This window comes from Paenibacillus brasilensis (genome assembly GCF_009363115.1).
In the GTDB taxonomy this organism is placed as follows: Bacteria; Bacillota; Bacilli; order Paenibacillales; family Paenibacillaceae; genus Paenibacillus; species Paenibacillus brasilensis.
Genome location: NZ_CP045298.1, coordinates 3,801,511 through 3,825,597 on the forward strand (window position 1 = coordinate 3,801,511; position 24,087 = coordinate 3,825,597).

Below are 24,087 nucleotides of genomic sequence, written 5' to 3' on the forward strand. Positions count from 1 at the left end.
GCTGGATTTAGAAGATATCGGATGAGGTTCAAGCGCTCTTACGATTTATTATGGAGGGGTGTAAATCATGTCAGGGAAAAAAATAAAGGTCTGGACAACAGGCCTATTGGCTCTAGTCTTGGCGGTTGTGCTGAGTGCATGTGGCGCGAATGGAAAAAACGCCGAAAATCAAGGGAATCAGGCTTCTTCGCAGCAGGCAGGACAGACAGCGACTGCACAAGAGCCTTCGGGTAAAACGGTTTACCCGTTAACGATCAAGGACGCAACAGGACAGGAGTTCACGTTCAAAAAAGCGCCGGACAAGATCGTTTCCGTCTCCCCGGCAGAAACCGAGGCGCTGTTCGCGATCGGGCTGGATAAAGAAATAGTCGGCGTATCCGACTACTCCGACTACCCGGAAGCGGCGACAAAAAAGCCCAAAATGGGCGGTATTATGAAGCCGAATGAAGAAGCGATTATTGCTGCGAATCCGGATGTCGTTTTTGCAGGGATATCCCTTAGTGAGCAGGCTACCACCAAGCTGCGTGATATGGGAATTATGATTTTTAAAACCGAACCGAAAACGGTTGAAGATGTCATAGCTAACATCGAATTATATGGGAAAATCACCGATCATCAGAAAGAAGCAAGAACGGTGACCGACAAGATGAGAGCAGATGTAGCGGAAGTGAAGGACGGTGTTAAAAATATCGGCAAAGGCCAGAAGCTGCGAGTGTATGTTGAGTTTTCACCTGGCTGGACGGTGGGCAAGGGTGAATTTATGGACGAGCTGATTACACTGGCAGGCGGCGAAAATGTAGGTGCGACCCAGAAGGGCTGGTACCAGATCAGCGAGGAAAATATTATTGCTGCAAATCCAGACGTGATTTTGTACAGCAAAAGTGTCAAGGACGACAAAACAGGTCAGACGCTTGGCGAGATTATCAAAGCCCGCAGTGGATGGGATCAAATATCGGCTGTTCGCAATAACCGGGTTTTTGCCGTAGATGATAATTTGATCAGCCGTCCGGGTCCGCGCGTGACAGAAGGTCTCAAGGAAGTGGCCAAAGGCGTGTATCCTGAAATTTTCAAATGAACCGTAGACTGATCGGCTTTGGAGGTGTAGGCCTGGCCTTGCTGCTGCTGACGTTGCTGCTCTGTCTCGGCATGGGCTCGGCCAAGCTTCCGGTCAGCCAAATCACAGGTATTCTGGTTAATCATCTACCGGGATTAGGTGAGACGTTTACACCCGATTGGAATACGTCCTCGGAGCAGATTATTTTGAAGGTCAGGCTACCACGGGTGTTACTCGGAATGCTGGTAGGTGCAGCGCTTGCGCTGGCGGGAGCCGGATTTCAGGGAGTGCTTCGCAATCCGTTGGCTGATCCATACACGCTTGGAGTGTCCTCGGGTGCCTCGGTAGGAGCGGCGGTGCTGATTTATTGGGGGCTTCAGTTTTCATTTGTTGGCATATGGACGCTGCCGCTGGTGGCGTTTTTCACCGGAATGCTCACGCTGTGGATGGTGCTGACGCTGGCACGGGAAGGTGGAAAGATTCCGACACAAAGTCTCATTTTGTCGGGTGTGGTGATGCAATCTTTTCTGGGTGCGGTTGTTTCCTTTCTGACAGCCATGTCGAAAGAAACAGTCAATGAAATATTGTACTGGACGATGGGAAGTCTCAGTCTGCGTGGTTGGTCATATACGGGAATTCTTTTACCTTATGTGGTCATAGGATTAGTGTTTTTGTGGAACCGGGCAAGGGTGCTGAATATTCTGGCCTTGGGTGAACGTCAGGCGGCTCACATGGGAGTTCAGGTAGATGCCACGAAACTATCTGTGCTGATCGTATCCACACTGCTGACAGCTGCCGCTGTCTCGGTATGTGGAGTCATTGGTTTTGTAGGACTCGTCGTACCGCATATCATTCGTCTGGTCACAGGTCCTGATTATCGGATGATTGTTCCGTTGTCCGCGCTGGGTGGAGCTATTTTTATGGCTTGGGCAGATACTGCGGCTCGCACGTTGTTGGCTCCAACGGAAATCCCTCTGGGTGTTATGACGGCCTTTGTCGGCGCTCCGTTCTTCGCATACCTCCTGTATCGGAACAAAAAGCTGCGCAGGGGGGAACTGCTGTGACAGAACAAAGTGGATCACAGAAGACGCGTATTTCGGCATTAGAGGCAACTGGCTTGACTCGTGCTTTTGGAGAGTTTCATGCGTTAGAGAATATAAGCTGGAGCGTAGACGAGGGATCGTGGTGGGGCATTATTGGTCCGAATGGCAGTGGAAAATCGACCCTGCTGCATTTGCTTTCCGGTGTAGATCAGCCCACCTCGGGCAGCGTTCATATCTATGGTAAAAAGGTTGGCAGCTACAGCAGAAAAGAGCTTTCCCGAATTATAGCCGTACTCCAACAGGAGGGGCTTCCTCCCGTGGGATACACAGTCAGGGAAGTCGTAGAAATGGGACGTTTTCCTCATCAGGACTGGCTGGGCAGGGAAAAGGGTGTGGATGTTGACCTTATCACGGATCGTGTGCTGGAGCGCTTGGGTCTTATTTCGCTGGCGGACAGAGCATTGGATCGCCTGAGCGGAGGACAACGGCAGCGTGTAGCTTTGGCAAAGGTGATGGTGCAGGAGCCACAAATATTGCTGCTGGACGAGCCTACAACCTACCTGGACCTGCGTTATCAGCTTGAGTTTATGGAGCTGCTGGCAGAATGGCGGCAAGAAATGGGTGTGACGATCATTGCTGTCCTGCATGATCTTAATTTGACAGCCCAATTTTGCGATAATTTGCTTGTGCTTAAGGATGGAAAGGTTGAAGGGGTGGGAGCCTCAGCGGAGTTGTTAACCAAGGAGCGAATTCACCGTGTATACGGCGTTGAGCCTGTGATGCTTCCTCATCCAGATAGCGGTGTACCACAGCTTTTGCTGCGCAGGAGTACTCGTGATGGCAGCAGATGAATAGGAGATTTTATAGCAATATAAAAGAAGCAGGGAGTGGAAGGTATGAGCGAAAGGCTGAATCAGCTAATTAATAGCATAACCCCGCCGGATGAGGTGGCTGCATCGGCCGCTGCTAAGCATTTGGACCAATTAACGAAGCCGCCGGGAAGTCTTGGAAAGTTGGAAAGTCTGGCCATTCAGCTGGCAGGAATTACAGGGGTAGACAAGCCTGAATTTGCTCGCAAAACCGTGATGGTCATGGCTGCGGATCACGGTGTATGTGAAGAGGGGGTCAGTGCCTTCCCGGCTGAGGTCACGCAGCAAATGCTGTATAACATGTTGTCAGGCGGTGCGGCCATTAATGTACTTGCACGCCATGCGGGGGCAGATGTCAGGGTTGTGGACGTTGGTGTAAATGCGGATGTCTCGCACCCGGATTTGGTCAACCGTAAGGTGCGCATGGGCACTTCAAATATGGCCAAAGGGCCAGCCATGCTGCGTATGGAAGCGGAGCAGGCGATTTTGGCCGGAGCTGAAGCTGTAGCCGAAGCATTCGAAGGTGGCACACGGCTATTCGTTACCGGCGAGCTGGGCATCGGGAATACGACAGCCAGTGCTGCGGTCGTATGTGCCCTTACCGGACTGGAGCCGGAAGTTATCGTAGGCCGGGGCACGGGGGTAGATTCAGCCGGACTTACCCGCAAAATAGCGGTGGTCTGCCGCGCGCTGGACGTAAACCAGCCGGATGGAAATGACGCCCTCGACGTGCTGACCAAGGTCGGCGGTCTGGAGATTGCCGCCTTGGCGGGCGTCATCCTCGGCGCAGCCGCACATCGCTGTCCAGTCGTGCTGGACGGCTTTATTTCCGGCGCAGCTGCCCTCGCTGCGCGCGCTCTGGCGCCTGCAAGTGCGGCGTACATGCTCGCCTCGCACGCCTCGGACGAGCGCGGGCACGCCGCGGTGCTCCGCCAGCTCAAGCTGGAGCCCATGCTGCATCTCGACATGCGGCTCGGGGAGGGCACAGGTGGGGCGCTGAGCCTGCACCTGATTGATGCGGCGTGCCGCATTATGCGCGAGATGGCGACCTTTGCCGATGCCGGCGTATCGGACGGTCAGGGAGCCGCGCAGCGATGAAGGCGCTCGTGACCGGGGGGGCACGCAGCGGTAAAAGCGGCTTTGCCGAGCGGTTATGCATGTCGCTCGCACCTCGCGCCTGCTATATTGCAACGGCACAAGCCTACGACACGGAGATGAAGGATCGCATCGACCTTCATCGGTTCCAGCGCGAGTCTGCCGGGTATGACTGGCAGACGCTGGAGGAAGCGCAGGCGCTGCCGGAGCTGCTGCGGCGGCTTGGTGGCCTCCCTGATATAGCACAAATAGAGGCATGGCCGGCTGTGCAAGGCAGCGATCCTGCCAGCCTGCACGCCAGTCAAGCATCGCCGCCATCACCCGCGCCTATGGTGCTGGTCGACTGCCTGACCCTGTGGCTGTCGAACGTGCTGCTGGCGGCAGACGAGGACGGCGAAGCCGCATCCCGAGCCGCCATCGACGAACTGGCGACAGCGGTGGCTCAGTATCCGGGTTCGCTCGTTATCGTCACCAACGAGGTTGGTGACGGGATCGTTCCCGAATATCCGCTTGGACGGCTGTATCGGGATTTGAGCGGAATCATGAATCAACGAATCGCCCATCTGTGCGATCAAGTATTTTTGGTGACGGCGGGCATTCCCATAGAACTTAAACAGTTGGAGTATAAGCTATGAGCCGCGAACGTCAAGCTGTTGCTGCGGCCTTTCAATTTTTATCCCGTCTTCCGGTTAAGGCGGAGCTGGACTTTTCCCCGGAATTACTTAAGCGTAGTGCAAGCTATTATCCCCTGGTCGGAGCAGTGATTGGCCTCATTGTCTGGTGCTTTGCAGTGCTCGCCTCTTTGGTGTTGCCGCCGTTGCCATGTGCGGTTCTTACTCTCGCCGTATGGGCTTGGCTGACGGGTGGACTGCATTTGGACGGCTGGATGGATGCGGCTGATGCGTTGTTCAGCTACCGTTCCCGTGAGCGGATGCTGGAGATTATGAAGGATAGTCGTGTAGGAGCAATGGGCGTCATTGCTTGTGTGCTGCTTCTCATGCTCAAGGCCTCTTTATTATATATTGTGCTGGATACCGTGCTGGTTGAGCGGAATCTGTCCAGCTTGTTGCTGCTTCCGATGGTTTGGAGCCGCTGGTTTATGGTGCATGCGATGAAGCGGTGGCCTAAAGCTCGTAACGATGACGGACTGGCAGCGCGTTTTGCCGATATGAGCGGTGGACGTGTCGGATTGGCTGTATTCTGGGCTGTTCTGGTGACTCTGGGTGCGGCCTTAGGACAATACTTCCTTGCCGGGTTACCTACAGGAACAAGTGGCATAGGGGATTCGTCGACGGCAGGGGCATACATACGGACGTTCCTTATGTATTCCAAGGACCTTCCCATCTGGATAGGCTTTGTGCTGCTGCCCTTGTTGGCTTACGGTGTTGGAACCTTTGCGGCTAATCGTGTCAACCGCCGTTTGGGCGGGCTGACGGGTGATATTTACGGAGCCTTGAACGAATTGCTGGAGACTGTTCTGTTGCTGTTTATTGTAATTTTGTACGGGCTGTGATGTGATCTGTTTAAAATGAATTCATTAAAGGGGAAGAGGCAATTGTCAACTTTCGAATCGTCCTGCACAAACTCGGCTGCTGTATTAATGCTTCAAGGAACAGCATCGGATGTGGGCAAAAGCGTGGTGACGACTGCCCTGTGCCGTATATTTGTACAGGACGGCTATCGTCCCGCACCGTTTAAGTCACAGAACATGGCACTCAATTCGTACGTCACTGAGGACGGCAAGGAAATTGGACGCGCTCAGGGTGTACAGGCTGAGGCCTGTGATATTGAAGCGACCACCGACATGAATCCAATTTTGATTAAGCCCGTCAAGGATATGCACTCACAAATTGTTGTACACGGTGTACCATATGCCTATATGAGCGCCTCCGATTACCGTAAAGACTTTTTGCCAAAAGCCAAGCAGACGGTCATGGATGCGCTAAATCGGCTGCGTGATACCTATGATATCGTGCTTATGGAAGGGGCGGGCAGCCCGGCCGAGATTAATTTAAAGGATCGCGATATTGTAAATATGAATCTTGCGGGCTGGGCGGACGCTCCTGTATTACTTATTTCAGATATCGACCGGGGCGGTGTTTTCGCTTCTCTGGTAGGAACGATCGAGCTGCTGGAGCCACATGAAGTGCAGCGTATCCGAGGATTTATTATTAACAAATTTAGAGGCGATTTGTCTCTGCTTCAACCCGGACTGGATTGGCTGGAGGAACGGACTGGTATTCCGGTACTCGGTGTGCTGCCTTTTCTGCCGGACATTCGCATTGAGGCGGAGGATTCCGTGGTACTGGACAAAAAGCCCCGACTGTCTGCAAAAGATAAGGAACTGGACATTGCGGTCATTCGATATCCGCGGATTTCCAATTTTACGGACACGGATGCTTTGGCCGCAGAGCCAGATGTGAGCGTACGTTATGTCACAGAAGTCGGGGAATTGGGCGTGCCGGATGCCATTATTTTACCAGGGACCAAGGATACCATCGGCGATCTGCTTGAATTGCGCGACAGAGGTCTGGAGGAAGACATCCGACAGGCCATGCAGACAGGACGTACGCAGTTGGTCGGCATTTGTGGAGGCTATCAGATGCTTGGTACGGCTTTGTTTGATCCTGAGGCAGTAGAATCAGGTTTGCCCCAGCAGGCAAAAGGTTTGGGATGGCTGGCTTTAACCACGACCTTTTTAAAGGAAAAACAAACTGTGCGCGTACAAGGAACCTTGTCTAATCATTGTCCACTGTTGCTAAACACTGCATCTGATTCAGATGCTGATCCCAAGCCAATCATTGAAGGCTATGAAATACATATGGGTGTTACGGAGTGTGTTACAAAGTATGTTACGGAACTACAACCACCTGGAGACGGAGCTTTAGGCATGGATCAAATGCGTACGCTATTCCATATCCGGCGTGGCGAAGGAACAGGCTTTGAGGAAGGCTGGGGTACGACAGATGGTAAAGTATGGGGAACCTATTTGCATGGTGTGTTTGATAATGATCGTTTTCGCCGCTCCTGGCTGGATGGACTGAGACAATCGAAGGGCTTGACACCGCTTGATAGCACCTTCACTGTACGGGAAGCCAAGGAACAAGAGTTTGACCGTGTTGCAGAGGTGGTCCGGGCTCATTTGGATATGGATCAAATTTATCGCATTATGGGGATGAAAATTTAACCATGATACGTAATACCTGGACTATTAATACGCTTTTTTAAAATAAAGAGGTGTCTCCACAGCCAGATTCATGACTGAGAGGCACCTCCTTTTCGTATGTTAGCTTACACTATTTTAAATTTTTGCACTGCTTTTTGCAGTTCAGTCGCTTGCTTGCTTAATTGACGTACTACCTCGCTGTGATTCTCCATTTCATTCAATTGCTCCTCGGTATTTAAACCGATTTCCTGAATCATATGCTGTGCATTGGCAGCAATAAGGGCTGTCTCCTCTACGGAAGCCGATACTTCTTCTGAGCTTGCAGATACTTGCTGCGTTGCTGCGGATACCGTCTGAATCGTAGCATTGATTTTTTGCATAAGCTCACTAAGCTGATTAAAGGCCGAACTTGCTTGTTGAACCATTTCCGTGCCCGAATGAATTTCACGACTGACCCGGGTGACGGATTCTACGGACTGCTGCGATACTTCCTGAATGGTAATCAAATAGTCGGAAATCTCCTGTGTTGCTTCCTTGGATTGCTCGGCGAGCTTGCGGACCTCTCCGGCTACGACGGCGAAGCCGCGACCATGTTCACCCGCACGGGCAGCCTCAATGGAGGCATTCAGGGATAGCATTTGAATTTGTTTCGTAATATCGAAAATAGCAGAAACGATGCTGCCAATGGCTTCGGAGCGCTCATTCATGCTATGAATGTATCGCAGCGATTCATCGGCGGCTTGTCCTACCTGTGTCATTTGGGCTACAGCATGTTGAGCGAGTGTATTACCGTTAACCGTTTCTTGGGTCGCTTCACTGATTTGGTCGGATACATCATTGGCAGAGGATGCAATATGCTGCACCCCTTGAGCGATTTCCTCCATGGCCTGTGCATTTTCGGCAGCAGCCGAAGCTATGCTGGTACTACCCTTGGCCACTTCCTCCGCAGCAACTGTAGAATCCTGCACTTTAACATTCATGACTTCAGTCCTGCGAAGCAACTCGTTGGAGCCTTCTACAACCGTACCGGATGTAGACAGCACATGGCCGATCATTTCTTTCAGGTTATGGGACATGGACTGGAAGCTGCGGGCAAGTTGTGCAATTTCGTTGTCACCGTGAACCTTAGCTTCCTGTGACAGGTCCCCTTGAGCGATTTTTTCACTATGACGAACCAACTCGGCAATGGGTCCCACAACCTTGCGTATGATCAGGGTAGAAATTACTCCGCCCAACAGGAGCGTTGCTACGGTAATACCTATGCAAATCCATAAAATTTGTTGGGATTTTTCCTGTACAAATCCGACATCTTCGTTCACACCAAGAATCAGATTACTACCCGATACGGCAAAGAAGGCGGTTTTGTGTACCCCGTATGCATCGCTGTACGTGCGACAACTTCGGCCTTACCATCCTTCACCACCGCGATATATGCCGATTCTAACTTGAGAGTATCGACCTTGTCCTGAAGATAAGATTCCATCTGTATGGCGGAGCCTGAATCAGAACTACTTCCTTGCCCAGCCTGAACAGCTAAAGAAATATTGAGATCCTGATACACATTTTTGGCACCAGTTTCCAAAATTTGATCCACCTGAGGTATGACACTGTTATTAATGATACTCATGGATACTGCATAGAAACTGATGCTGAACAGAAGGGACGCAAAGAGCTGAATCAATAAAAACATAACTCGCAATTTCGCGCCAATGGAACGATTAAAACGCTTCATGAAAAATCTCCTCTCACATGATGGTAATAAAAAATAGACGAATTCCCCCGCTTGATGCAGGTCGCTTGTCCACTGTGATACTAGACGCGCCATGATCTACTTGTTTTCTTTTCTTTGCTTGAAGGAAAGACTGAAAATGTTCGGATTCTATGTATATTTCAGCTATATTCAAGAGACAAGAATGAGAAAGGGAAGTAATCCATGATTTACTAAAAAGTAGGTTAGACCTATTTTACATAATTAACAGGCGGTTGAATAGTCATATTTGCCCAAAAACACACAAAAAATATATTACTATGGTCTTGGGTGTTTAGATGTAAGTTTGATGTAAATTTATCTGGAGCGTGTAAACGATTAACTCACCCCATCTATTAAAACTATTGTAAAAAAAAGTAATATAAGTAGTATAAGGAATGGCGATTTTTTCAAGCTTCTTTTAAGCTGGCTTTAGTAAGTTTGAATGTAGTCTTCAATATGCATATAAAGGAGAAAAAGGCTGTTATGAATCAGGAACTACTTTCCAAAGAAATAATTTCGCGGGTAGAAGTAGAGGATAAACAGGCGTTGACTTCCGGTAGCCCCCAAGCTCCTACAGGAGGAAATCCAATAAGTCGCTTGTTTGACTTTATATCATGCGTGTTCACTCCGATCTTGCCGGCAATGATTGGGACAGGAATGATCAAGGTAGTTATATATGTTTTAATATATGTTTTAATGTCCTTCGGTTTTTTGCTGTCTGATCCGCAGGCGTATCCTATTTTATTGGCTATCAGCGACGGGGTATTTTACTTCCTTCCTATTTTTGTAGCGGCAAGTGCGGCAAGAAAGCTGGGCAGCAATGTGTTTGTTGCGGCAGCCGTCGGGGCATCTGTATTCCATCCCCAACTAACAGCTTTGCTCCAGTCCGGAGAGGAGGTCCGTTTTGCTGGTCTGTCAGTTATTAACCCGCAAGCTGCTTCTTCCATAATATTAATACTTGTTGTCGTCTGGATGGCAGCGTATGTGGAAAAATGGTTAGACAAGCATACCCCTTCTTCACTTAAATTGATGGCTGTCCCGACTTTGACACTGGTGATCACTATACCTTTGTTGATGTTCGTTCTTGGACCCTTGTGGAGTTATCTTGGTCAATATATATCGGATGGACTCGCATGGCTATTTGATAATGCAGGAGTGTTTGCAGGGCTGTTGCTCGGGGGCACGATGTCTGTGCTTATTATTACAGGCATGCAATATATCATGATACCGATGATGATCAGCTCGCTTGCAGCCTTGGGCTACGATCATATTTTCCCTGTGGTCGTGGCAGCAGCACTTGCTCAGGCAGGAGCAGCATTTGGCGTGCTTTTTAAGTCCAAAAATGCCAAAGTGAAAACGCTGGCCTTTTGGACAGGCTTGCTTGCCATGATGGGGGTGATCGAGCCGGCGATGTATGGAGTCACAATGCGTTTTAAAAAGCCTTTTGTTGCGGCGTTGATCGGAGGGACCCTCGGTGGTGCATTTATGAGTATTTTTGAAACTGAATCAATGGCTATTGGTGGTGTATCAGGTCTGCCCAGCTTGGGATTATTCGGCGGTCCCACATTTATATATGCCATTTTGGGAATGCTAATTTCGTTGGTTACGGCTGGCGTCATTACGTATTTCATAGGCTTTGTGGATGAGAAAGAGGAGCTTTCAAAAGTAGCACCCGTCTGCGGCAGCAGCACTTCTTCGGATGTGACTGTAGAAAAGAGCTTAAATAGCTAAGGTGTGCCAATTGCTTAGAAGCACTATGAAAGTGTTTACAAAAAAATGTTGTCGGATCTGTGTTTATATATTGTTACTGAGCATATCGGGCAAAACCATAAGCAGACACTGAGTGTCAGTTTTGGTATTGCCCTTTTTTACTACTCCAAGCGGCTTAAGGTGATGGAATGAAGATAGCAAAGGTGCTGAACAATAATGTCGTGACGGTGATTGATGAACAACAGAAAGAACTAGTCATTATGGGAAGAGGAATTGCTTTTAAGAAAAGCACAGGCGATGAGATTGATGAGGAGAAAATCGAGAAAATTTTCAAGCTTGAAAGCACCGAGGTTTCCCGCAAGCTCATGACCCTGATGTCCGATATCCCTATTGAATACGTTGAAATTTCTGATGAAATCATTCAATTGCCAAAACGATACTTGGTGTAGAGTTGCATGACAGCATCTATATATCGCTGACGGATCATATCCATTTTGCCATCGAGCGTTATCGTTTGGGTATGGATATCAAAAATGCACTTTACTGGGAAATCAAACGAATGTACCGCAAGGAATTCTCAATTGGGACCAAAGCATTACACATGATTCAGGACAAGCTGGGAGTTACGCTTCCGGATGATGAAGGAGCGTTCATCGCTTATCGGGGTAGCCGTGCTTGGACTGGATCGTAAAAAACCGGAGCAGGCGCAAACCTTCCGCAATGTAATCGACGCCGTGTACGCTGTGGTGATGCGGATTGTGACGCTGGTGCTGAAGCTGACGCCTTACGGTATTCTGGCACTCATCACTAAAGTCGTAGCTACCACCAATCCGGATGAGATCTTGAAGCTGATTAAGTTTGTGCTCGCTTCTTATGTGGCTCTGTTGGTCATGTTCGTTATTCATCTTATTTTGCTGGCTCTGTTCGGCTACAATCCGGTGACATATGTGAAAAAGGTATTGCCTACACTGGTTTTTGCCTTTACTTCTCGTTCCAGTGCGGCGACCATTCCGTTAAATGTTGAAACACAAACGAAAAAGCTTGGTGTATCCGACGGCATTGCGAATTTGTCTGCGACCTTGGGAGCGACCATTGGGCAAAACGGCTGTGCGGGTATTTATCCGGCGATGCTGGCGGTCATGATTGCTCCAACGAGCTGGGATTTTATCCTCACGCTCATTCTGGTCGTTACGGTCAGCTCGTTCGGCGTGGCGGGTGTAGGCGGTGGCGCCACCTTCGCTTCCCTGATTGTGCTTTCTACCATGAACCTTCCAGTGGCTTTGGCGGGTCTGCTCATTTCAGTCGAACCGTTGATTGATATGGGACGTACTGCGCTGAATGTCAATGATTCTATTACCGCAGGACTTATTTCTGGCAAGGTGCTCAAGGAGAATGATCAGGACGTGTTCAACGACCATGGAATGGATTTAGATGCAACGGCACGCTCTTAAATAAACGATATAACGAATCGTGTACAGAGCAGCCGCTTATCATTCTGTAGTAGATACAGCACATGCAGCGTGCATCTCAATATTCAGAGTCGGCCATCAGGCCGGCTCTTTGTTTTTGTTTCATCGCAATGCAATTATGGCTGTTCACAAATTCTAATCTATGATACATTAAAATAATGTTTTTCCGGCTTGTTTCGGAGGAACCGCGGTTCGCAACCATCCCGCGCTATCAAAACTAGGAGGCTTTCATGTTTAATCTGTTATGGGGGGCAGTATTTGTCCTCGTCAACTTTATGTTCTTTTTGCTGTGTTATCGTTTGTTCGGTAAAAAAGGATTGTACGCCTGGATTGGTGTTGCTACCGTGCTGGCCAACATTCAGGTTACCAAAACCATTGATCTGCTCGGCATTACCACGACATTGGGAAATACGATGTATGTTTCTATGTATATGGCCAGCGATTTGCTGAATGAAAAATACGGGCCTAAAGAGGCGCGCAAAGCGGTGTGGTTCGGCTTTTTCACGCTGATTATGACAACAATCACGATGCAGATGGTACTGCTGTTCCAGCCGACTGCAACGGATTTTGCTCAGGCACCGATGCAACAGCTATTCGGATTGCTCCCAAGGCTTGCATTTGCCAGCTTGACGGCCTATGCAGTCAGCCAGTTGCTAGACGTGCGTCTGTATGCCTGGATTCGCAAGTTTTTCCCGAAGCGCCATCAGCTCTGGATTCGCGGTAATGGCAGCACGATGATCAGCTCGTTTATAGACACGCTCATTTTCTGTAGTATTGCCTTTTACGGTTATGCATGGGGGATATGGCTGGAACTGTTGTTTACCACCTATATTTTAAAATTCGTACTGACCGCGGCAGGTACACCGATTTTGTACATCGCACGCAATTTCCGCTTTATAGAAGAGGAGGAGCAAACGATCAAGCCATAATTGGCTTGGGTGTGCCCCTCCTTTTTTTCTTCCTTTTTTAAAACACAAATGAATGTATTGTATTAAGCTTATCCCAGCACCGTCAGCTCTTTTGGAAAAGAGGTCAATACTTCTACACCACCAGAGGTGACCAGAACGTCATCTTCAATCCGCACACCGCCAAGACCTGGCACGTAGATGCCCGGTTCTATCGTGAACACGAAGCCTTCATGAAGCAGGTCGTTATTGCTTCCGTGGACAGACGGGTATTCATGCACACTCATGCCAAGCCCGTGTCCAACCCGGTGGTTAAAGGCAGGGCCATATCCGGCGGCTTCAACCACAGCCCGTGCAGCCTGGTCTACAGATGCGCAGGTTACTCCCGGGCGAATGGCGGCAATCCCGGCTTCGTTCGAGCGGAGAACCGTATTATATATCGTTTCCAGCTCAGTCGACAGCTTTCCAAAAGCAAAAGTACGCGTAATATCCGAAGCATAGCCGTCGGAGTATACGCCCATATCAAACATGAGCAGATCGCCGTGCTGCAGCTTGCGGGTGCCTGGAACACCATGGGGGAGCGCTGTTTTGGGTCCAGACAGCACCGTGGTGTCAAAGGATGGACCGTCTGCTCCGATTTTTTTCATCTGGTATTCGATTTCAGCCACCAGCTCGACCTCTGTCACGCCTTCACGTACATGGGTTAGGCCATGACGAAGAGCATCTTCCCCCAAACGGGCAGCATGTTTGAGTCGTTGTACCTCCTCAGGAGTTTTTCTCACACGCATTTCTTGAAGCACAGGGCCAAGATCCACATATTGAGTGGCGCCAATGGCAGTATGTAGTTGCTCGTAACGGAGAACGGAGACGTGTTCCTTTTCCAGGGCGAATGCTTTCACTCCGCTGCCTGTGCGTTGGCGCAGCAGATCATATGGATTGTCCGTATCGGTGTGGGTGGATATGCGGGTTACGGAAGAAGCCGCTTGGGCGGCTTCTGCATCCAGGGCAGGCACGATCAGTTCAGGCTCTTGATCCCGAAGCAGTACCAGGCCGAGAAAGCGTTCATGCGGCTCGCTGGCAAAGCCTGTCAGGTAGTAAATGTGCTTGGGATCAGTCACGAGTAGACCGTCCCAAGCTTGTGACTTCAGCTCATCATACAGCCGGGTTATTTTATCATTCATTCAGATTCATTCCTTTCATGTACTGTTCATTATAGCTCTTATGACATAACGATTTATAGCTTAGAATCGTTTATCCTCGTTCCTGACTTAATACTTGCAGGCGAGCCTTCACATTCTGATCATAAAAACCGCCATGGTAGCAGATTACCTTCTCAGCATCCAATACAGTCAGTTTATCTAGGCTTTTCAAGGCCAGTGGCATATCCGGCGTAGCCGACTCTGCAGGACCAACCAGTTCACCTTCGACGACGCGCAGCTCATCCGCTGCCAAAAGCAGCTTTTGCGCAGGCACATACAAGCTGATATGCCCTGGTGTGTGGCCAGGTGTATGAATAATTTGTATTCCCCCGCCATAAGGTAGTTGCTCTCCGTCCTTAAGAATATGAGCAAAACGCAAGTCTGGCAGGCGACGAATCATATCCTCGGCTTGCTGCTTGAATACAGTATCCATCTGGTTGATCCGTTCCGGTGTCAGCTTCACAAACGGCCGTTCCCCTGTCATGTAAGGAATGTCATCTTTATGAGCCAGCAGGGCCGTATTTGGCAGCAAGTCCAGCAATGCGTGCACATTCCCGATATGGTCAATGTCCTGATGTGTTAAAATAATTCTCCTCAGATGGTTGATATCCTCTCCCACATCAGCAATAGCCTTGCGTAATAGCTCTAATTGACCGAGCATTCCTGTGTCAATGAGCGTAAGTCCATCCTCATCCTTGAGCAGTACAGGATAAATGGTCGTCTTTCCAAAAAAGGATTCTATAGGTACTTCCAGAATCAAGATTTGAGACCCAATATTCATATTAAGCTGCTTCAGAATCCTTTGAACTCTGAAGCATACCTCCTCATCTTATGTTGTTAAACGGATTGATCGGTCAAGCTGTTATGTGTCCTATCTTCTATTATAAAACCCTTTGTGTCTAATCCGCAAAACAACTCGATATGGCTGTTCCGGTGCTTGTCTTGTACAATGAATAAATCACCACATCAGGAGGCGGATATGAATGATGAATCAGGAGCAATCTTTTTCCATTGAATTTGCGCGCAGGGAGGATCTTCACGATATTGTGGATATTTATAATTCTACGATTGCGGGTCGAATGGTCACGGCAGATCTGGAGCCGGTGACAGTGGAAAGCCGTATTCCGTGGTTTGAGGCTCATCAGGAGAACCATCGGCCGCTGTGGGTTTTGAGGCAAAAAGGGGTCATTGCCGGGTGGGCCGGTCTCCAGTCCTTTTACGGTCGTCCAGCTTATAATGGTACGACAGAAATCAGCATTTATGTTCATGAGGATTTCCGTGGAACCGGAACCGGAAGTCGTCTGGTACAGCATATGCTAGAAGAATGCCCAAGACTGGGTGTTACAACGCTGCTGGGATTTGTGTTTGGTCACAATGAGCCGAGTATTGCGTTGCTGCGAAAATTTGGTTTTGAACAATGGGGTTTTTATCCGCGTGTCGCCATACTGGATAACATTGAACGGGATTTGGCTATATTGGGTAGACGAGTGGATGATGTTGAGGGATAACGAGAATAACAAGCGAGCGTGCAAAGATCGTTTAATTAAAAGGCTGTCTCCAAGTCTTATACGCTGTAAGGCGTGTGATTTTGGAAGCAGCCTGTTTCTTTACTTTTAACGGTGAGGTCTGAAACGAATACTGTGAAAAATTTGATTAAGCACCTCAGATAACACCAGACCGACAGCAATGGCTCCTGCGATCATCAGTGTGCTTATGGCCAGTTCCAATGCTTGGGGATAATTATGTTGTACAAACTGACGCATAGCATTATAGGCCATGCCTCCTGGAACGAGTGGAATCATGCCTGCCACGCTGAAAATAATCACAGGCATTTTGTACAGTCGCGCAAAGCCTTGACTGACAATGCCGATAAGGACCGTTGCCAAAAGGCTGGCGCTCACAGGTCCCATACCACCCGTGGTCGAATAATAGACAAGCCAGCCGAGCATACCGACAAAGCCGCATTGCAGCAGCGAGCGCCGGGGGGCGTGAAACAGAATGCCGAAAGCAGCGGTGGCAATAAAGCTTGTGAATAATTGTGCAAGCATAAGCTTGGATCTCCTCCGAATCACATATACGTAATGATAACTGCAACACCAGCTCCGATGCCAAAAGACGTCAGGCAAGCATCAGCACCCTTCGAAAGTCCCGAAACAAGGTGTCCGGCCATTAAATCACGGATGGCATTGGTTATTAACAAGCCTGGCACGAGTGGCATGACGGAGCCAATAATGATTTTGTCCATCATCTGCCCCCAACCTGCTATCGTGAGCAGAGCCGCCAGCAAGCCGATCAAAAAAGATGCGGAAAACTCTGAGAAAAACTTAACCTTAACAAGCCTGTGAAAATATTGCACGGATGCGAAGCCAATACCGCCGCACAACACGGCTGCAGGGAAGTCTCGCCAGACTCCACCAAACATAATCATAAAACAACTGCTAGCCAGGGCGGCGGCTGCCAGCTGTACATGGTTGGAATAGCGGAGAGGCCCACTTTCAATCTCTGAAAGCTCCTCTACCGCAGCGCGGGGAGACAAGTCACCTGTGCTGATTTTACGTGAAATGGAATTCACCGCAGTTACCTTGTGCAAATCGGTGGTCCGCTCTACGATACGAATGAGCTTGGCAGGCTCCGAGTTGTTAATGGCAAAAAAAATCCCGGTCGGTGTTACATAGCTATGGGACTCGGGGATACCGTAGGCTGAGGCAATGCGGGACATCGTGTCTTCGACGCGGTAGGTTTCAGCTCCATTTTGCATCATCAGCTTGCCGGCCAACAGACAAACCTCCACGATCTCAGGAGTAGGATAGGAATGATTATTCATGCTCGCTCTCTTTCATGCGTACGGGTCGTTTGGCCCTATTATTTTCATTTATTGTAGCACAAAGAGCCGCCTTTTTAGAGGCGGTGTTGTTCGAGAAATTCAAGAATTCGGTTAAGATTCCACCGTATCCGGAATAACTGTATAATAGGACTCTTCCAAACATGCTGCGGCCTCAGACAGGCCCATAGCTTTAAGCTGTCCTGCTACAAAAGCACGCAGGGCGGAATGGGTGAACAGATGCCGTGTCTGGGCATCCCGAATAAAGGCCAGTCTGGCTTCATACGATCCGCTGCGAAACAACTCACGCACAGCTTCACCTTGCTGTTCCCAATGGAAGGGCTCTGCCACGCTCAAAAGGGCACCCTTAGTAGAAGAGTGTTGCCTTGCAGTCGAATATCTTTGAATGCCCAAGCCGTTCAACGTAGGAGCGGCTTCATTTTGCTTCCGTTCCGATCGCAAATTGTCGATGTAGGCAGCCATATCCTGTATGGGCTGGATACTGAAGCGTTCTCGAAAGCATTCGCGTACAAATTGTGTACGTTCATCTGTGGCCTGAGGCGTTCGCTGACCTAGATGTCCAGAATAGTCCTCTCCATTGGCGTAGTACCGTTTTAATGAACTGTTTTCTGTATAAACCACGCTTAAAAAATCCTGCAAATGGCGGGCAACCACCCATACTCCTGTCCAATCAACGGGGGATACGCACACAATGGGAGCCTGCGAAAGATCCTTTTCAAGTCCAAAATCGGTTAAAAAACCATAATGTATTCCATCCACACCTGCATGGGCAAAAGGAATGACATCTGGCGGTGTAGCCATATATCGTGGTGCGCGACCCTGCTCCATTATCAATCCCAAATCAAAGCCCAGAGAATGCCGGTTCGCTTCAAGCTCCTGTTCAAATTCGATAAGTGCCTCAATCAAAGGTGTAGCTGATCCGTAGGCTAAGTTAGAACCGGAATCCATCGTGTATGCCTCCCTTTTCCAAATACATCCGTAAAGCATTCATTCCTAAAAGTTAAGTGATTTCACACGAAATGTAAACCTCTGTAACGAATCTTTTCAAAAATGTGACCTTCTACCTGTGTACTGAGGAATAAAACTCTTTCGGGTCAAGCAGGACAAGATACCTATGTTAGTTCAGTATATTAGTTCAGTACAGGAGTAAAGTGAATTTGCGAAAAAAAGTGGTCTTTTCAGAGTATGTTAGTAGCTGTGAAGCGTGAATGCGGGAGACGGATCATGAATGGGTAGGGTGCAACGCAACAGGTCAACGGGTATAATATCAGGACAAGGTGAAGATGAGCGTCATCCAAAGATTTTACAGAAAGAAGTGGGCATATGAATTTGCAAAAGAAGGCCGTTTTTTTTGATGTAGATGATACCATGTATGATCATTTGCACCCTACACGCGCTGCGCTGCGTACAGTATTAGGATTAAGTGAGCGTTTTCCTTATGAAGAAGCCTACCACCGCATTCGTTATTATAGCGATCTATTGTCTGCCCAAGGAGGATTATTGGAGGGGAAGGCAGGATCAGATGAGTTGGACGATATGAGGGAGGGCCGTTTCGTTCTGGCTTTACAGGAATTCGGAGTGGATATCACTCGTGAGCAGGCGGCACATGTTCAAAAAGTATACTTGGATCGCCAGTATCGGATCGCTCCTTTTGAGGGAGCCACATCCTTAATGGATGCATTGAGCTCGGCTGGATACTTGGTTGGCTTGATTACGAACGGTCTTGAAGAGCATCAGATGAGTAAAATCAAGGCGATGGCGCTGGAAAATCATGTTGCACCCGAGCATATCTTTGTATCTGGAACTGTTGGATATGCCAAGCCCGATCCACGCATTTTTGAGGTAGTGAACGAGCGGACAGGAACTTTGGCAGAGCATTGCTGCTATATTGGGGATTCCTGGCGGAATGATGTGGCCGGAGCCGTAGCCGCAAATTGGCGGGTGATTTGGTTCAATCACAGGAACGCTTCCCCGGAATCTGACGTGCTGGGAGCCTATGAAACAGCGGCAAGTTATGCAGAGTTGAAGAAATTACTGCTGCCTGATACTTTGAAGCCGGTGCATATTGCAGGTTCCAAAACCAATCCTGCATCATTTTGAACCCGTTCCTGAAGATGACCCGTAATACAACTTATCCGGCATATGTCTAACTTCATTTGAAATGTTTTAGAACAGGAGAAGGAAGGGATCGCACATGGTTGAACAATGGAGACAAGCAGACGACATCATAAGTCAAGTGACCGTTTACAGTACGGAGGATAATGACCCAGTTACTATTAAAACAGTCACCCAGGACGTCCGCTGTATTGGCATTGGAACAGATGCGGCCGTATTTACACTTGATTCTTTACCCGGCTACGCGTTCAAGGTGTATTCAGACATGGCGATCGAGAAGAAAGATGCGGAGGCCCAGGTGTATGAACGCTTGCAGGGGTCCGATTTTTTTCCTCATTATTACGGGAAGGGCGATAAATACATTGTGATTAGCTATGAATCCGGTATTACGCTGCTGGATTGTCTGCTGCAAGGAAGACCGGTGCCGGAGCAGGTCATTCTGGATGTGGAAGAGGCGAGGGAATTTGTCCGATCCAAGGGATTGAATCCGCGTGATATCCACCTCAAGAATGTGCTGATGCAAAATGGACGTGCCAAGGTATTGGATGTATCCGAATATGTCAAAGAAGGCGATGACAAACGATGGGAGCATCTCGTATGGGCGTATCACACGTTTTATTCAGGTATATCGGAGGTTAAAGTCCCGTCCTGGGTTTTGGATACGATCAAAAAGTGGTATTACAAGCTGGATAACTCCAGCTTCAATCTGGAGGAGTTTGCCCAGCGGGCCAGTCAATTGTTCTCTAAATGGAGATCATAACGGCTGTTGCGGTAGCCCATTTAGTACCTGGATTTTTATAAAAAAAGGATTGCACCCGCAATAAGGGGAGCAATCCTTTTCTTTTATCTGAAATCTCGGGGCACTCTTCTGGCGACACCGCTCGCAATTGCAGCTTTAATGACATTTTCCCGTACACGTTGAACAGCGCTCTCATTAAATACACCGGGGATAATATACAGCTTGTTTAACTCCTCGGGACGGATAGTGCTGGCGATGGCTTCTGCCGCCGCCAGCTTCATCTCCTCGTTAATTTCACGGGCACGGCAGTCAAGCGCTGCCCGAAAAATACCAGGGAAACAAAGCACATTGTTAATCTGATTAGGATAGTCCGAACGTCCTGTGGCGATGACACCTGCGATATCCTCGACTTCCTCTGGCGCAATCTCGGGAACCGGGTTAGCCATGGTGAATAGCACAGGAGCCTCATTCATGCGTTTCACGTCCTCTCGTTGCAGCAGTCCACCTGCCGATAGACCGATAAACACGTCAGCGTCCTTCAGAACCTCAGGCAGTGAGCCAGACAGCCGTTCGGGGTTGGTATGCTGCGCATACCAGTTCCACATCGAGTTCTCATAAGTCTCATCAGCTGTAATCGCTCCGTGACGGTCTACGCCAATGATGTTGACAGCTCCGGCAGATAGCAAAATCTTGCTGCAGGCCACACCCGCCGCGCCGATACCGCACACGACAATTTTGACCTCAGACAGTGATTTGCCGACGGCCTTCAGCGCATTGATCAGACCAGCATATAAGACGACAGCTGTGCCGTGCTGATCGTCATGAAAGACTGGAATGTCCAGTTCTTCTCGTAGCCGCTGCTCAATCTCAAAGCAACGTGGTGACGAAATATCCTCCAGATTAATACCGCCAAAAGCTGGGGCCATTTGCTTAATAGCCTTGATAATTTCCTCGGTGTCCTGCGTGTCCAGGCAAATCGGAAAGGCATCAACGGAACCGAGCTGCTTGAATAGCATGGCTTTGCCTTCCATGACCGGCATGGCTGCATAGGGGCCGATGTTGCCCAATCCGAGGACGGCGCTTCCATCAGAGACAACAGCAACTGTGTTGCGCTTGATCGTCAACCGGAAAGCTTTGTCCGGCTCCTCATGAATGGCCATGCATACGCGTGCCACATCCGGGGTATATACCCGGGACAAATCGTCACGATTTTGAATCGGAACCTTGGGCTGCATTTCAATTTTACCCCCAAGGTGTAGGAGAAAGGTACGATCAGAGATGGACAATACTTTTACGCCTTGAGCTTTTTTGATCCGGGTAATCATTCGGTCGATTTCTGCTGGATCGGCAATGGTCACCGTAATATCCCTCACAGTGACTTTCTCAGAGGTACGAATGACGTCAATCGCAATGACATCTCCGCCATGTTCGTTTACCAGCGTAATCAATTGACCAAATTGGATGTGCTCGGTGGAAATTTCCAGTCGTAAAATGATATTTTTACCGCCAATACCGCCTTGCATGCAAATTCCTCCTTTTTGTTGCATAACAAAATCAATTGATTGCGCTTACAAATGGAAGCGAGCCTCCAAATAGCTGCTGACATTTCAAATTACTAGTTTCTTTCCCTATCATATTGAACAATCTCCCATTTGTACAGATAAAGCTGGAAGATACCTATGACTCCGCAGCAAAAAAGGACAAAAGCCCGGCTATATTCCAGCCCAAACGATCATCCTCTTCTTCAAAAAAAGATTCAGCATTGTGCATCATTCAATGCCCAATGCTTATCTGGCTACGTCATATTTTTACCATAATAAATTTCGTCCATTTCAGCTTTGAGGCGTGTTGATATGTTCTGTTGCTCGTCCATGCTCATACTTTCCTTTGTATAGCCGAACAGATAATTGTCCAAATCGAATTGTTTTAGCTTGCATTTGGTATGGAATATATTTTCCTGATACACGTTCACATCTATCATGTCATACTGGCTGCGTACTTCGGCGGGAATATAGTTTTGAATGGAGACGATGTCATGGTCAATGAACAGCTTGTGTCCATTCGTATCACGCGTAAAGCCGCGTACCCGATAATCAATCGTCATAATATCTGTGTCGAAAGAATGGATCAAATAATGCAATGCCTTAAGCGGAGAAATTTCTCCACAGGTAGAGACATCAATATCTGCTCGGAACGTACTGATCCCCTCGTCTGGATGATACTCCGGGTAGGTGTGGACAGTGATATGGCTTTTATCCAGCTGTATCACGACTGAGTCAGGCAGGGGGCCTGGTGATTCGGTGTATGATTCAGTTGGTACCTCCACAATAGGGCCTTCCGATATAAGCACTGTCACGCTCGCTCCTTGAGGAACATAGTCCTGTTGGGCTACGCTCAGCACATGGGCGCCTATAATGTCGGACACATTTTTCAGGATAGCTGTCAGCCGGTCCGAATTGTATTGCTCATCAATATATTCAATATAGGCCTCGCGTTCTTCTTTGGTTTTGGTGTAACAGATATCATACATGTTGAAGCTTAATGATTTGGTCAGATTGTTAAATCCGTGCAGGGTAATCCGCTGTTCCGGTGTGATGGTCATAGGCTATTTCCCCTTATGGTCGCAGTATTCATACATAATATTCCCAACGAACCTGTTCATATACCGATTCATCCAATCAGTTCTGTAGCGATAAGACTAAGGCATGAACAAATATGTCTTACCCGTTAGGGCGAATTGCAAACAGGCAAGGGAACCCAAGGAGCCTCTGGTTTTAACATGTATGGAAATTTAATGCGCATATACTTTATTTCTTCCTTAGCGATTTTTAAGTAACAGGATTTATAATGTGGACTATGCAAATGAGGAAGAAGGCTATAAGGGCGTCTACTCAAGTGTGGGAAAGTCGTTGTTAGCGGATTAGTTGTTTTGGTGTTGGAACAAAATCGACAATGGACTCGTAGTAAACAGAAGATCCGGGTGATTGACCGCTCTATTCAAAGATGTACTTCATTATTTTTTAATGTTCAAAAAAAGTATATGTCATCTTCATAATATTTAAAACTTAACCGAATATGATTATAGACCCCGAAGATAGTGACTTTGTACATTGCGTGAATGAGAAAAGCAACTTCAGTTTATGATGTGCGTATAAACATAAAAAGCTAAGAATTATGAAGTTAAATGAATTTTGATAGAATAAGGGATTGCAAAATCTTATCCCACGTTTCTGTAAGAAAAACGGTGAAAGGAGTACCAAGATGCTGGCTTTGTCCGATCCGGTCTGGAATTTGCTCCAAGGCCCCTACGGTTCTTCTCAATACGTTCCGGAAATGTTGAACCAGCTCCAAGCCGGATATGACGGCGAAATAGCTGACACCTTGTATTGGGAGGAACTATATCACCAAAACACGTTGTATACTTGTACATTTGCAGCCGTACCTTACCTTGTAGACATTGCATTAAACAGCTCTGATGTAGGTATTCGCGCGGACATATATAACATCTGCGGAATATTCGAAGCGAAAAATTACAATCCTTCGCATACCAAAGTGCCTTTGGAATTTACAAGGGATCAAATAGAAGTGGATTCTAGTGTGGCTGAATATATTTATGAGCAATATCAGCAGGCCATTGTGAGGCTTGCACAGTTGACCGAAGAAATGGTGCTTTATGCGAAAGAACATGAGGGAAACATAGGCAAGCGTTATGTTTTGGCTGCTGCTGCTGCCTTTCAAGGCTATCGCAGTATAGCCAATATGCTTCAAAGTTTCGATACAGGGGATGAATATACGCTGGATTGTCCGCATTGCGGTGTCCCACTCTATATTTGGCCTGCTGAAGAGAGTGATGCCCTGATCGTTTACGATAAAGATCCTGTACTTTTAAGCAGCCTGACCCCCCACCCGATTCACCCCGGCTTAATGGATCATAGAGGTTCCGATATACAATGGTTACATGAGTACACCCAGAAAATCGAAGAGAACAAGCTTTTGACCCATTTGCCTTATTTAAACGGTTGGCTAAATTGTCCAGTCTGCAATACTCCCGTGTACATATGGGATGAACTGATGAAAATGGCTGACGGTGTTCGGTAACATACCGCTTAATCAACAAAACTTGGGGCTGAC

The 24,087-nt window shown here is 48.2% G+C and carries 20 protein-coding genes and 3 pseudogenes; 15 read left to right on the top strand and 8 right to left on the bottom strand.

The window, feature by feature from the left end; genetic code table 11:
• Nucleotides 1-67: 67 nt before the first annotated feature.
• From GCU48_RS18025 to GCU48_RS18055, 7 genes are read left to right on the top strand one after another with little or no spacing between them, the layout of a single operon-like run.
• Nucleotides 68-1,075: an ABC transporter substrate-binding protein gene (locus tag GCU48_RS18025; protein ID WP_152380958.1), complete on the top strand. Its 1,008-nt coding sequence runs from the start codon at nucleotides 68-70 to the stop codon at nucleotides 1,073-1,075.
• Nucleotides 1,072-2,118: a FecCD family ABC transporter permease gene (locus GCU48_RS18030; protein WP_152380959.1), complete on the top strand. Its 1,047-nt coding sequence runs from the start codon at nucleotides 1,072-1,074 to the stop codon at nucleotides 2,116-2,118. The genes GCU48_RS18025 and GCU48_RS18030 overlap by 4 nt, the downstream gene beginning before the upstream one ends.
• Nucleotides 2,115-2,948: an ABC transporter ATP-binding protein gene (locus tag GCU48_RS18035; protein WP_152380960.1), complete on the top strand. Its 834-nt coding sequence runs from the start codon at nucleotides 2,115-2,117 to the stop codon at nucleotides 2,946-2,948. The genes GCU48_RS18030 and GCU48_RS18035 overlap by 4 nt, the downstream gene beginning before the upstream one ends.
• 45 nt (nucleotides 2,949-2,993) lie before the next feature.
• On the top strand, nucleotides 2,994-4,064 hold the full coding sequence (gene cobT, locus GCU48_RS18040; RefSeq protein WP_152380961.1) for a nicotinate-nucleotide--dimethylbenzimidazole phosphoribosyltransferase: 1,071 nt from the start codon (nucleotides 2,994-2,996) through the stop codon (nucleotides 4,062-4,064).
• Nucleotides 4,061-4,696, top strand: coding sequence for a bifunctional adenosylcobinamide kinase/adenosylcobinamide-phosphate guanylyltransferase (locus GCU48_RS18045; RefSeq protein WP_152380962.1), 636 nt, complete (start codon nucleotides 4,061-4,063; stop codon nucleotides 4,694-4,696). Before cobT ends, GCU48_RS18045 begins: the two co-directional genes overlap by 4 nt.
• Complete coding sequence (cobS, locus tag GCU48_RS18050) at nucleotides 4,693-5,574, top strand: adenosylcobinamide-GDP ribazoletransferase (RefSeq protein ID WP_152380963.1); 882 nt, start codon at nucleotides 4,693-4,695, stop codon at nucleotides 5,572-5,574. The genes GCU48_RS18045 and cobS overlap by 4 nt, the downstream gene beginning before the upstream one ends.
• A gap of 42 nt (nucleotides 5,575-5,616) precedes the next feature.
• Nucleotides 5,617-7,248 (top strand): cobyric acid synthase, encoded by a 1,632-nt coding sequence (locus GCU48_RS18055; RefSeq protein WP_152380964.1) that lies wholly within the window; start codon nucleotides 5,617-5,619, stop codon nucleotides 7,246-7,248.
• A 104-nt stretch (nucleotides 7,249-7,352) separates the two neighbouring features.
• Here GCU48_RS18055 and GCU48_RS18060 read toward each other — a convergent pair.
• Nucleotides 7,353-8,959: pseudogene (locus GCU48_RS18060) on the bottom strand (methyl-accepting chemotaxis protein).
• A 501-nt stretch (nucleotides 8,960-9,460) separates the two neighbouring features.
• Here GCU48_RS18060 and GCU48_RS18065 point away from each other — a divergent pair.
• From GCU48_RS18065 to GCU48_RS18080, 4 genes and pseudogenes are all read left to right on the top strand, one after another.
• Nucleotides 9,461-10,708, top strand: coding sequence for a PTS transporter subunit EIIC (locus GCU48_RS18065; RefSeq protein WP_152380965.1), 1,248 nt, complete (start codon nucleotides 9,461-9,463; stop codon nucleotides 10,706-10,708).
• A gap of 167 nt (nucleotides 10,709-10,875) precedes the next feature.
• A pseudogene (locus tag GCU48_RS18070) lies at nucleotides 10,876-11,345 on the top strand (CAT RNA binding domain-containing protein); the annotation flags it as partial.
• A pseudogene (locus GCU48_RS18075) lies at nucleotides 11,338-12,138 on the top strand (cation:dicarboxylate symporter family transporter); the annotation flags it as partial. The pseudogenes GCU48_RS18070 and GCU48_RS18075, both read left to right, overlap by 8 nt.
• Nucleotides 12,139-12,386: 248 nt before the next feature.
• Nucleotides 12,387-13,085 (top strand): queuosine precursor transporter, encoded by a 699-nt coding sequence (locus GCU48_RS18080; RefSeq protein ID WP_152380966.1) that lies wholly within the window; start codon nucleotides 12,387-12,389, stop codon nucleotides 13,083-13,085.
• A 68-nt stretch (nucleotides 13,086-13,153) separates the two neighbouring features.
• Here the strand turns inward: GCU48_RS18080 and GCU48_RS18085 are convergent, their stop codons facing one another.
• Nucleotides 13,154-14,242 carry a M24 family metallopeptidase gene (locus GCU48_RS18085; protein ID WP_152380967.1) on the bottom strand — a complete coding sequence of 363 codons (1,089 nt, stop codon included), beginning with the start codon at nucleotides 14,240-14,242 and terminating at the stop codon, nucleotides 13,154-13,156.
• Nucleotides 14,243-14,312: 70 nt separating this feature from the next.
• Nucleotides 14,313-15,041, bottom strand: coding sequence for an MBL fold metallo-hydrolase (locus tag GCU48_RS18090; protein WP_152380968.1), 729 nt, complete (start codon nucleotides 15,039-15,041; stop codon nucleotides 14,313-14,315).
• Nucleotides 15,042-15,246: 205 nt separating this feature from the next.
• On the opposite strand from GCU48_RS18090, the gene GCU48_RS18095 reads away from it, so the two are divergent.
• A complete protein-coding gene (locus tag GCU48_RS18095) occupies nucleotides 15,247-15,768 on the top strand; it encodes a GNAT family N-acetyltransferase (protein ID WP_025718152.1) in 522 nt (173 codons plus the stop codon).
• 105 nt (nucleotides 15,769-15,873) lie between these two features.
• On the opposite strand, the gene GCU48_RS18100 is transcribed toward GCU48_RS18095, so the two are convergent.
• The 3 genes from GCU48_RS18100 to GCU48_RS18110 all read right to left on the bottom strand — a co-directional run bounded on the left by GCU48_RS18100 (nucleotide 15,874) and on the right by GCU48_RS18110 (nucleotide 18,050).
• A complete protein-coding gene (locus GCU48_RS18100) occupies nucleotides 15,874-16,308 on the bottom strand; it encodes a threonine/serine exporter family protein (protein ID WP_152380969.1) in 435 nt (144 codons plus the stop codon).
• A gap of 20 nt (nucleotides 16,309-16,328) precedes the next feature.
• Nucleotides 16,329-17,084, bottom strand: a complete 756-nt coding sequence (locus GCU48_RS18105; RefSeq protein WP_152380970.1) for a threonine/serine exporter family protein — start codon at nucleotides 17,082-17,084, stop codon at nucleotides 16,329-16,331.
• Between the two features lie 111 nt (nucleotides 17,085-17,195).
• Nucleotides 17,196-18,050, bottom strand: a complete 855-nt coding sequence (locus tag GCU48_RS18110; RefSeq protein WP_152380971.1) for a hypothetical protein — start codon at nucleotides 18,048-18,050, stop codon at nucleotides 17,196-17,198.
• Between the two features lie 375 nt (nucleotides 18,051-18,425).
• On the opposite strand from GCU48_RS18110, the gene GCU48_RS18115 reads away from it, so the two are divergent.
• Both GCU48_RS18115 and GCU48_RS18120 read left to right on the top strand, forming a co-directional pair.
• Entirely contained in the window at nucleotides 18,426-19,202 is a 777-nt protein-coding gene (locus tag GCU48_RS18115) for an HAD family hydrolase (RefSeq protein ID WP_152380972.1), read from the top strand.
• Between the two features lie 94 nt (nucleotides 19,203-19,296).
• Nucleotides 19,297-19,977: a protein kinase family protein gene (locus GCU48_RS18120; protein WP_152380973.1), complete on the top strand. Its 681-nt coding sequence runs from the start codon at nucleotides 19,297-19,299 to the stop codon at nucleotides 19,975-19,977.
• An 83-nt stretch (nucleotides 19,978-20,060) separates the two neighbouring features.
• Here GCU48_RS18120 and GCU48_RS18125 read toward each other — a convergent pair whose 3' ends face one another.
• Nucleotides 20,061-21,479: an NAD-dependent malic enzyme gene (locus GCU48_RS18125; protein WP_152380974.1), complete on the bottom strand. Its 1,419-nt coding sequence runs from the start codon at nucleotides 21,477-21,479 to the stop codon at nucleotides 20,061-20,063.
• Nucleotides 21,480-21,751: 272 nt separating this feature from the next.
• Entirely contained in the window at nucleotides 21,752-22,558 is an 807-nt protein-coding gene (speD, locus tag GCU48_RS18130) for an adenosylmethionine decarboxylase (protein WP_025721663.1), read from the bottom strand.
• 659 nt (nucleotides 22,559-23,217) lie between these two features.
• Here speD and GCU48_RS18135 point away from each other — a divergent pair.
• On the top strand, nucleotides 23,218-24,054 hold the full coding sequence (locus GCU48_RS18135) for a hypothetical protein (RefSeq protein WP_152380975.1): 837 nt from the start codon (nucleotides 23,218-23,220) through the stop codon (nucleotides 24,052-24,054).
• Nucleotides 24,055-24,087 lie beyond the last annotated feature (33 nt).